The 2,253-nt window shown below is 46.6% G+C and carries 2 protein-coding genes; both read right to left on the minus strand.

The genetic code is table 11. The annotated features are described in order from the left end of the window. Positions 1-128: 128 nt before the first annotated feature. Positions 129-1,121 carry an aldo/keto reductase gene (locus VN105_RS15305; RefSeq protein ID WP_325642394.1) on the minus strand — a complete coding sequence of 331 codons (993 nt, stop codon included), beginning with the start codon at positions 1,119-1,121 and terminating at the stop codon, positions 129-131. Positions 1,122-1,212: 91 nt separating this feature from the next. Continuing rightward, entirely contained in the window at positions 1,213-2,151 is a 939-nt protein-coding gene (locus VN105_RS15310) for an AraC family transcriptional regulator (protein ID WP_325642396.1), read from the minus strand. Positions 2,152-2,253: the final 102 nt, after the last annotated feature.

A 2,253-nucleotide genomic window follows, 5' to 3' on the forward strand; every position in this document is an offset into this window, starting at 1 on the left:
GCGAATATATCCGCTTAAATCTCCCCAAATCATTTCAATCATTACAAAATCAAATCAGCGAAATCAGTTTAATCCTGAGTCAGACAAAATCCGCTGCAATCGCCGAAGGCGATGCCCTCCGCTCGCTCCTACCTGTTCACCAGTTTCATGCCTCCCTCTGTGTACCGCGTGCCGGCGATGGCGTTACTGTGTAAGATACTATCAATGGCGGTAAGGTCATCTGCCGACAGATTCACTTCCGCTGCCGCAGCATTTTCCTGTAAATATTTCCTGCGTTTTGTTCCGGGGATAGGCACTATATCTTCGCCTTGTGCCAGTAACCATGCGAGCGACAGCTGTGCAGCGGTAACACCCTTCTCTTTGGCAAAAGCTTCCAATGCATTTACAGTTTGTAAGTTCTGCTCAAAATTTGCTCCCTGGAAACGCGGCAGATTTTTGCGGAAGTCGCCGTCCCTTAAACTATCAGCATTGTTGATGGCGCCGGTGGAAAGGCCTCTTCCCAGCGGGCTGTAGGCTACCAGGCTAATGCCGAGTTCGCGGGTGGTAGCTAAGATCCCCCCTTCCACGTCGCGGGTAAACAGGGAATATTCTGATTGGAGCGCCGCAATGGGATGCACAGCATGGGCTCTTTTAATGGAGTCAATGCCCGCTTCAGACAGGCCCAGGTAACGTACCTTGCCTTCTTTCACCAGCTGGGCCATAGCGCCTACTGTTTCTTCCACGGGAATAGTTGCATCTATCCGGTGAGTGTAGTAAAGATCAATCACATCCACCTTCAGTCTTTTCAAACTGTCTTCCACGGCCTGTTTCATATGTTTGGGTGAACCATCGAAATAGGTACTGCCATCTTCCTTATACCTGAACCCGAATTTGGTAGCGAGAAAAACTTTATCTCTTTTAGTGGCAAGTATTTTTGACAGGAGGATTTCATTAGCGCCCTGGCCATACATATCTGCGGTATCCCAGAAGTTGATGCCCAGGTCCAGTGCCAGTTCAAGTGTGGCAAGAGATTCTGTTTCATTAAAATCCTGTGCAGTGCCGTATGCAAACGACATGCCCATGCAACCCAGTCCTATTGCGGAAATTGATTCGCCTGTTTTACCTAGTTTTCTGTACTGCATATTGTTAAAATTTTAAGGTGGTACAAATGTACATGCAGGTACAGGGCGCCGGATTGTAGAAGGCAAAGTATTAATTGTTAATATCAAAGTGTTATTGTGCCCGGTAGAGATGCGGGGAAATGCCACTATGATTTTTGAAGAAATGTGTAAAATTACCGGGATCTTCAAATCCCAGGCACCAGGCAATTTCAGCGATCTGCCAATCGGTGTGCATCAGCAGCAGGCGTGCTTCGAGCAACATTCTCTGCCGGATATGTTCGCTTACTGTTCTGCCCGTGGCCTGTTTCACACAGGCGTTCAGGTGGTTCGGATGCGTATTCAATACCTGTGCAAACTCTTTCGCCGTTTTCAGTGACAATTGATTATGCGTAAATTCAATCGGAAACTGTTTTTCCAGTTTATCGGTAAAGCGATGTGCAAGGGCCTGCGCAGCGGTTAACTGGCGCTTGGGTTGATTGGCCTGGGCCGACAAGCGTTTGCCTTCCAGCATCAGCAATTTCAGGTAAATGAGAATGGCTTCGTGTTTAAAGGCGGCATTCTCCTGGTATTCCTTTACCAGTTGACGGAAAATGGATTGCAGGTAATCTACCTGCTCCCCTGTTAAAGTAAATACAGCCTTCGCGCCCATCTGCCAAAGCGGATGTTGCAACAGGTTTTCCTGGTGATTGGGTTGCGATTCAAACAACAGGTCGGTGAACAGGCAATTGTAGCCTTCCTGTTCATCGGAAGTAGCATGCCATGTTTTTAATTCGAACGGATTGATAAAAAGTAAAGCGGGGCCATTGATCTCATAGCGATCATCACCAAGGGTAAAAATACCTGAACCTTTGGTGAAGAAACTGATCTTATAATAGTCCCGTCTGCTGGCCCTGACTTCGTCCATGCAGGGATACTCAGATCTTTCATATGCGGCGAAACTGCCACGTAACGGCGCTTTGGGAGTTACCTCTTTTTGTGTGTATAATAGCAGGTCGTCGTTAAAGTCATTGAAAGTTTTGAGCTTAATGGAGTTGTTTTTACTTGAAGACATACACCAAATTTAAACAATTATATGTTAAAATCTTTCCGCCTTACCGGTGTGTATGTTAACTTTTGTTCGGATGGAGTACCTGTAAACCCTTTCTGGTATTGG

The sequence above is a fragment of the Chitinophaga sp. genome (assembly GCF_035564935.1).
Lineage (GTDB): Bacteria > Bacteroidota > Bacteroidia > Chitinophagales > Chitinophagaceae > Chitinophaga.